We start from the raw sequence: 6769 nt of genomic DNA, 5'->3' as shown, positions 1-6769 counted from the left end.
CGGCGACTCCTACGATAATGCGATGGCAGAGAGTATCAACGGGTTGTACAAAACGGAGGTTATCCACCGCGGGAGCTGGAAAAACCGGACGGAAGTGGAGTTGGCCACGCTGGACTGGGTGGACTGGGTGGACTGGGTGGACTGGTACAACAACAGAAGGCTGCTCGGGCGGCTGGGTTACATCCCTCCTACTGAAGCCGAAATGAACTATTACGCTTTGCAATTAGCATCAGAGGAAGCGGCGTAGTATTGCCAAAATTACTCTCTAATAAACTCGGGGTTATTCATTTTGTCTATTTTTTGTGCCTCGGTTAAACCGAGGTACAATTTTTCATCATCATCGAGTTTATAAAGGGCATCACTGACATTGGATATTTTTAAAGCGGAGCAAACATCAGAAGCAATGAACCACGGTTCACCATTAATAACAACGGTGCGGACTTCATGATTCTCAAAAGAGAACGGAGTAACAGCTAATGCGGTCATGGTGACCTCCAACGGTGTAAGCGGTTTCGCTACCACCTTCGAGGTCAATCTTGGGTGGTAGCCCAGACAGGGTTGACCTTACCGGTACACCACCGGCGAGCCTTACGGCTCCCCCGCCTGAGCTACCATTGATATGTGCTTAGGCGATGACCATAAAAAAAACACGCTCGCGGCGTGTCATTATGGTCGCGGTGTAAACGGCAGGAGGTCAATCCCGGCACCTGATTTTGCAGGTGCAAAGCGACTATAGCGCATGGGATTTCCTTCGTCAAATGTGGGGAGTTCTGCGGTCAAATTTGGGTGATTCTGGCGTGGTCGGCAGGTCGAAATGAGCTGTAAGTTATTGATAAAAATGTCGTGTATTGTTGTGTTTTGTCGCCTATTTTTTGATCTGAGAAATCCTTCAAGATATTGATATTTATGTGTTTTTATGTGTTTTTATGCTGCTGCACAGTAGATAGCAGAAGAAAAAAACGTTATTGGCGGCGTGACAGAGGGAGGGTGGCCCGATAAGCGGCTGATTACCCCAAGAATGTTTCCGGCGACGGGATTTTGCAAAGAAGGTTGCGGGAAGGGGTAAAGGTTTCGCAAAGGTCAGCACCGGGCAGCCAGGAGCCGCTACAGTGAAGGGGTAAACCCGATGTAAGGAGAAAATATGATGATGCGCAAAACATTATTGGCTATGGCCCTAATGACCACCGCCGGGGTGGCGAGCCTCGGCGCGCTGGCTGCGCCACCGGCCGGCGCCGGCAATACCCCGACGCCTATCCCCCCTGGCGCGCAATACGGTCAGCCCCCGCAGGTAATGCCGTTACCGCCGTTCCCGAGGCTTCGCGGCGGTCCCGGCGGTCCTGGCGGCCACGGTGAGGGTTTTTGCCACGGCAGTGAGCTTTTCTGCGCCTCGATGGCCAGCGAAAATCCGGCGGATAGCCTGCAGAAATTGACTAGCATCCTGCCGCCAGCCGCCAAGGGCGTGCATTATCAGGTGCGGGTGGCCGTTGTGGCGATACCGGACCACGGTCCGGGCGCCGGGGATGAGCACGGCGGTAAATCGGCGCCAAAACCGGGACAGAACGCGCCACAGCCATAAAAAGCTCAGGTTTACAGGGTGCCCCATGGCGGGCGCCCCGGCAACAGCCGGTCGTCAATCCCCCTTGCGACGGCCGATTTTGGCGGCGGCGTTTATACGTGCCGCCCTTTTTCAGGCGCTCAATCACGCGGTAATTTGATGCGTGCCGCGCTGCGCTGCAGACTCCACCAGGAATACACCACGTTAAACATCACCACCAGCGCCGTGACAAAAAACACCGCCCGAAAACCGTAGCTGGCCGAGATAAAGGCGCCGAGCAGCGGCCCGCTGACGTTGCCCACATCGCGAAACGACTGGTTGTAGCTGAAAATACGGCCCGCAACCTGACTGGATGAGTTATAAATCAATAGGGTTTGCACCGCCGGCAGCAGCGCGCCATCGGTGGCGCCCAGCAAAAAGCGCAATAGGCCCAGCTGCCAGGGGGCCTGCACGAATGACATGGGAATCAGCAGCAGGACCGATAACGCCATCATGCTAATTAATATGCGTTCTGGACCGACGCGATCGCCGAGCTTACCCAGACGCGGCGCGCTTAGTAACGCCGCCATGCCGGGAACGGCGGCAATCATGCCGCTGATAAAGGCCAGATTTTGCGAATTGCCCGCCAGTTCGCGGACATACAGGGTGAGAATGGGCGCAATGGAGCCGGTCGCGACCTGGATGATAAGCGTAGTGACAAACAGGCTCAGCACCAGACGCGGATTTTTCAGCGAAGCCAGTACCTGCCGGCCAGAGAGCATGTCTTTTTTCGGCACCGGGGTGAAACGCTCCTGAACGAACAGCACGGTGGTGATAAAGCAGACCAGCAGCACTAGCGCGGTAATGAAAAAGACCAGCCGTAAACCATAGAGGTCCGCCAGCAGGCCGCCAATCAGCGGGCCTATCAGCGCACCGCTGACCGCGCCGGTGGACAGCGTACCGAGAGCCCAGCCGCTCTTATTGCGCGGCACTTGGGTGGCAATTAGCGCGTTGGCGTTGGGCACGAAGCCGCCAAGCAGCCCGAGCAGCGCCCGTAGCACTAAAAACTGCCAAACGTTTTGCGCCAGCCCCATTAGCATCATGACAATCGCCATGCCCAACGCCGAGCGCAGCAGCATCACTTTGCGGCCTTTCCGGTCGGCCAGGCCGCCCCAAATCGGTGATGCAATGGCGGAAAATAGAAAGGTGATGCTGAACACCGCGCCGGACCACATATTCAGTTTTTCGGGAGAGGATACCCCGAGTAATTCAACATAGAGCGGCAGAAAGGGCATGACCAGACTGAATGCGGCGCCGGTGAGAAAACAGCCCAGCCAGGCCACGAAAAGATTGCGTTTCCAATTTATGAATGTCGGTGCCGGCGTCATGACGTCCTGTTACACATTTACGGCTGTCGACAACACAACAGGGCTGGGAACGCTCTCGCCGGGGGAGATTAATTCAGGGACACAGTATGCGCCCAAAGGACAACAGGGGCAATTTCACCGGCCGTTTTTTGCGCGGCTATTCGCCATTACCGCGCCGGCGCAGGCCGGCGCGGCAGGCATCAGCGGTACAATGAAGGCTCGCCGGGCGGGCGGGTTTTAAAACGCCGATGCAGCCACATGTACTGATCCGGCGCTCGCAGTATCGCCTGCTCCACCACCTTATTCATATAGCTGGCGGCGGCAATATCGCTATCCAGCGGCATGTCGCGTTCATCGGGCAGGATCAGCAGCTCATATCCGCGCCCCTGGGGCAAACGGCGCGGCATGAACGGGATCACCGCCGGCCTGGCGGTTTTGGCCAGCAGGTAGGTCCCGGCGGTGGTCGCGGCCTGAGGAACGGCGAACAGCGGCGCGAACACGCTGCTTTTCGGACCATAGTCGTGATCCGGCGCATACCAGATGATATCGCCGTTTTTCAAGGCGCGGATCATGCCTTTGATATCCGAACGGTCCAGCATGGATTTGTTGGAACGCATACGCCCCCAGGTCTGCAGCCAGTCCAACAGCGGATTGTCGTTGGGGCGATAAACGCCGATGCCGGGGTTATACATGCCAAAAATCCGCGCCCCCAGTTCAAGGGTGAGAAAATGCATGCCGATAAGCAACATCCCTTTATTTTCCGCGCGCGCGCCGGCGATATGCTCCAGGCCGCTAACGGAAACACAGCGGTTAATGCGCCAGTCAGGCCAGAACCAGGCGATGCCGGTTTCGATAAGGCCCATGCCGACCGATTCAAAATTCTGCCGCAGCAGCGCTTCACGTTCCGCATCCGGCATAGCGGGAAAACATAATTGCAAGTTGCGGCGAGCGATTGCCTCTCTGTGGCGCATAAAGCGCATTACCAGCCGTCCCAGACGAGTGCCCAAGGCATAGAGCAGCGGATAAGGCAGCAACACCAGCAAATAAAGCGCCCCGATGCCCATCCAGGTTATCCAATAACGCGGATGCAGCAAAGAACGATTAAAAACAGGAAGTGTGGTCATAGCGTCCCAAGTGCGAATGTAACGGGTTAGTCCGTCTTTTCATTCGTGCCGTTAATACCTTGCAATATTCTGGCATTTTTTTTGCTGCGGTGGAATAAAGCGTCGCGCTATGGGCATTATTGGCCTAAGCGCGCGCGCTTTCTGTGCAATAAGCGGTGAATAACGCTACGGCCGGCGAAATAACCCCTTAACCTCATGAGGTTCACAGCGCCAATATTGCTTGGGCCCCTGCACGTGGGCGCCGAGTTTGGCGGCTGCATGCCAGGGCCAACGAGGATCGTATAACCCGCCGCGAGCCAGTGCGATAGCGTCCGCGTCGCCGTTGGCGATGATAGCCTCCGCCTGCTCCGGCTCGGTTATCATACCGACCGCGAAGGTCGTAAGCCCGGTCTGCTGCCGGATCCGTCTGGCGAAGGGCACCTGATAGCCGGGACCGACGCTGATACGCTGCTGCGCTGACAGGCCGCCGCTGGAGACGTGAATATAATCGCAACCCGCCGCTTTTAGCGCCTGAGCCAGCGCCACGGATTGCGCCTCGTCCCAGCCGCCCTCAACCCAGTCGGTGGCGGAGATGCGCACCCCCACCGCCATGGTTAACGGCAGCGTCTGACGCAACGCCTGAAAGACTTCGAGCGTCAGACGCATGCGGTTTTCCAGGCTGCCGCCATAGCGATCGTCGCGCTGATTGGTGAGCGGCGACAAGAATTGGTGCAACAGATAGCCGTGGGCGGCGTGCAGCTCGATGAGCTGAAAACCGATACGCTGTGCGCGTCGGGCGGCGGTGACAAACTCGTCTTTCAGCGCCGCAATCTCATCAAGACTCAACGCCTGGGGCGCGGGGGATGCGCCATCGTAGGCCAGCGCCGACGGCGCGACCGTTTGCCAACCGCCCTGCCCGGAAGCGATAGGCCCCCCGCCGGACCAGGGCGGCGCGGTAGACGCTTTCCGCCCGGCGTGCGCCAGCTGGATGCCGAGCGCAATCGGGGAATGTGTTTTTACCGTCTCCACCACGGCCGCCAGGGCGCGCTCGGTGCGATCGTCCCACAAACCCAGATCCTGTGGGGAGATGCGCCCGACCGGATTGACCGCGGTGGCCTCAAGGATCAACAGGGCAGCGCCCGACAGCGCCAGATGGCCGAGGTGTACGGTATGCCAGGAGGTCGCCTCTCCCTCGACGGCGGAGTATTGGCACATCGGAGCAATAACGATACGGTTTTCAAGCTGCAGGTTGCCCAAAGTGATAGGGCTGAACAGGTGACTCATTAGCGCGCCTCTCATCGATGAATGGCCGGGCGGGGAGAACCCCGGAACCGACACGTGTCACCACTAATAGTGATCGCCCAGCGGGGGTATCGTCAAGTCATTGCCCTGGCGGGAGCACGTCCAGTCCGGTCGGGAAAGGGGAATTTCGCGCCGTGGCTGGCGCTTTGGCGTCAATGCGGTAAAATGCGGCCCGGCGGCCGGGGTGGCCGCCGCCGATAATTTGACAAGCGACAGGAACGTACACCATGCCAGTGTTACATAACCGGGTCTCCAACCAGGAATTACGGGCGCGCATGTTAGCCGAAAGCGAGCCGCGCACCACCGCCTCGTTTTACCGCTATTTCACCTTGAGTGACCCGCAGGGCTTCCGCGATGAACTCTACCGCACGCTCACGGCGCTGCAGGTTTTCGGCCGCATCTACATCGCCGCTGAGGGAATCAATGCGCAAATCAGCGTGCCGCAAAGCCGTTTTAACGCAATGCGTGAGGCGCTGTACGCCGCACATCCGCAATTGGATGGGCTGCGGTTAAATGTCGCCTTGGACGACGACGGTAAATCTTTTTGGGTGCTGCGCATGAAAGTGCGGCCGCGCATTGTCGCCGACGGTATTGACGATCCCACGTTTAATCCGGCTAATGTGGGTCGTTATCTGAAAGCGGAAGAGGTCAATGCCCTGGCGGACGATCCCCAAGCGCTGTTTGTCGACATGCGCAATCACTATGAGTATGAAGTGGGGCATTTTGACCAGGCCATCGAGATCCCCTCGGACACGTTCCGCGAGCAACTGCCGATGGCGGTGGAAATGCTGCAGCATGATAAAGATAAGAAAATTGTGATGTACTGTACCGGCGGGATCCGCTGCGAAAAAGCCAGCGCCTGGATGCGGCATAACGGATTTAACAATGTCTACCACGTGGAAGGCGGGATTATCGAATACGCCCGTCGCGCGCGGGAACAAGGTTTACCGCTGAAGTTTACCGGCAAAAATTTTGTCTTCGACGAACGTTTGGGCGAGCGGATCACGCCGGATATTATCGCCCATTGCCATCAATGCGGCGCCCCCTGCGATAGCCATACCAATTGCCGTAATCAGGGTTGCCACTTGCTGTTCATCCAATGCCCCGTTTGTGCCGAACATTATGCAGGGTGCTGCAGCGTGACCTGCCAGGAGGAGCTGTCGCTGCCGCTGTCCGAGCAGCGCGCGCGCCGCGCCGGCCGGGAGAATGGCATGAAAATATTCAACAAATCCCGTGAACGCCTGCAGATGACGCTAACGGGCGACGATCCGGCGCAGGAATAGCGTCGCGCCTGCCGTCGACGGGAGGCGATTAGCCGATGGCTCGGGCCTGCCGTTGAAGCATAGGTATCTACACATTTATCGTGATACCTGTTATTACTTTGCAGAATGATTTCAACCTATCTGTTGGCGGGATTGACTCTCGCCTTACCCGCCGATATCAGACGCTGGTTAAACAGCATA

7 protein-coding genes are annotated in these 6769 nt (G+C 57.7%); 3 read left to right on the top strand and 4 right to left on the bottom strand.

Translation table 11 applies throughout. The features are described 5' to 3' along the window. A partial coding sequence (locus CINSTRO3249_RS11255; protein ID WP_143146887.1) for an integrase core domain-containing protein occupies positions 1-247 on the top strand: 247 nt, incomplete at its 5' end. An 11-nt stretch (positions 248-258) separates the two neighbouring features. On the opposite strand, the gene CINSTRO3249_RS11250 is transcribed toward CINSTRO3249_RS11255, so the two are convergent. Beyond that, complete coding sequence (locus tag CINSTRO3249_RS11250; RefSeq protein WP_074013353.1) at positions 259-486, bottom strand: BRO-N domain-containing protein; 228 nt, start codon at positions 484-486, stop codon at positions 259-261. A gap of 655 nt (positions 487-1141) precedes the next feature. Between CINSTRO3249_RS11250 and CINSTRO3249_RS11245 the strand changes: the two genes are divergently transcribed. Beyond that, complete coding sequence (locus tag CINSTRO3249_RS11245; RefSeq protein WP_074013352.1) at positions 1142-1576, top strand: hypothetical protein; 435 nt, start codon at positions 1142-1144, stop codon at positions 1574-1576. A gap of 119 nt (positions 1577-1695) precedes the next feature. Here the strand turns inward: CINSTRO3249_RS11245 and mdtG are convergent, their stop codons facing one another. The 3 genes from mdtG to CINSTRO3249_RS11230 form a co-directional block, all read right to left on the bottom strand. Then, positions 1696-2922, bottom strand: coding sequence for a multidrug efflux MFS transporter MdtG (mdtG, locus tag CINSTRO3249_RS11240; RefSeq protein WP_074013351.1), 1227 nt, complete (start codon positions 2920-2922; stop codon positions 1696-1698). A gap of 179 nt (positions 2923-3101) precedes the next feature. Beyond that, the gene (locus CINSTRO3249_RS11235) at positions 3102-4025 is read right to left on the bottom strand and encodes a Kdo(2)-lipid IV(A) acyltransferase (RefSeq protein WP_074013350.1); all 924 of its coding nucleotides are present in this window, start codon (positions 4023-4025) and stop codon (positions 3102-3104) included. A gap of 165 nt (positions 4026-4190) precedes the next feature. Next, complete coding sequence (locus tag CINSTRO3249_RS11230; RefSeq protein WP_074013349.1) at positions 4191-5288, bottom strand: NADH:flavin oxidoreductase/NADH oxidase; 1098 nt, start codon at positions 5286-5288, stop codon at positions 4191-4193. A 245-nt stretch (positions 5289-5533) separates the two neighbouring features. On the opposite strand from CINSTRO3249_RS11230, the gene CINSTRO3249_RS11225 reads away from it, so the two are divergent. Further along, entirely contained in the window at positions 5534-6589 is a 1056-nt protein-coding gene (locus CINSTRO3249_RS11225; protein ID WP_074013348.1) for an oxygen-dependent tRNA uridine(34) hydroxylase TrhO, read from the top strand. The last annotated feature ends 180 nt before the right edge of the window (positions 6590-6769 follow it).

This window comes from Candidatus Sodalis sp. SoCistrobi, assembly GCF_900143145.1.
Classification (GTDB): domain Bacteria; phylum Pseudomonadota; class Gammaproteobacteria; order Enterobacterales; family Enterobacteriaceae; genus SoCistrobi.
This window is presented reverse-complemented; position numbering and strand designations above follow the sequence as displayed.

Coding starts and splice junctions, on each gene's coding strand:
- CINSTRO3249_RS11225 (WP_074013348.1), top strand. CDS start 5,534: ATGCCAGTGTTACATAACCGGGTCTCCAACCAGGAATTACGGGCGCGC.
- CINSTRO3249_RS11235 (WP_074013350.1), bottom strand. CDS start 4,025: ATGACCACACTTCCTGTTTTTAATCGTTCTTTGCTGCATCCGCGTTAT.
- CINSTRO3249_RS11250 (WP_074013353.1), bottom strand. CDS start 486: ATGACCGCATTAGCTGTTACTCCGTTCTCTTTTGAGAATCATGAAGTC.
- CINSTRO3249_RS11245 (WP_074013352.1), top strand. CDS start 1,142: ATGATGATGCGCAAAACATTATTGGCTATGGCCCTAATGACCACCGCC.
- CINSTRO3249_RS11230 (WP_074013349.1), bottom strand. CDS start 5,288: ATGAGTCACCTGTTCAGCCCTATCACTTTGGGCAACCTGCAGCTTGAA.
- mdtG (WP_074013351.1), bottom strand. CDS start 2,922: ATGACGCCGGCACCGACATTCATAAATTGGAAACGCAATCTTTTCGTG.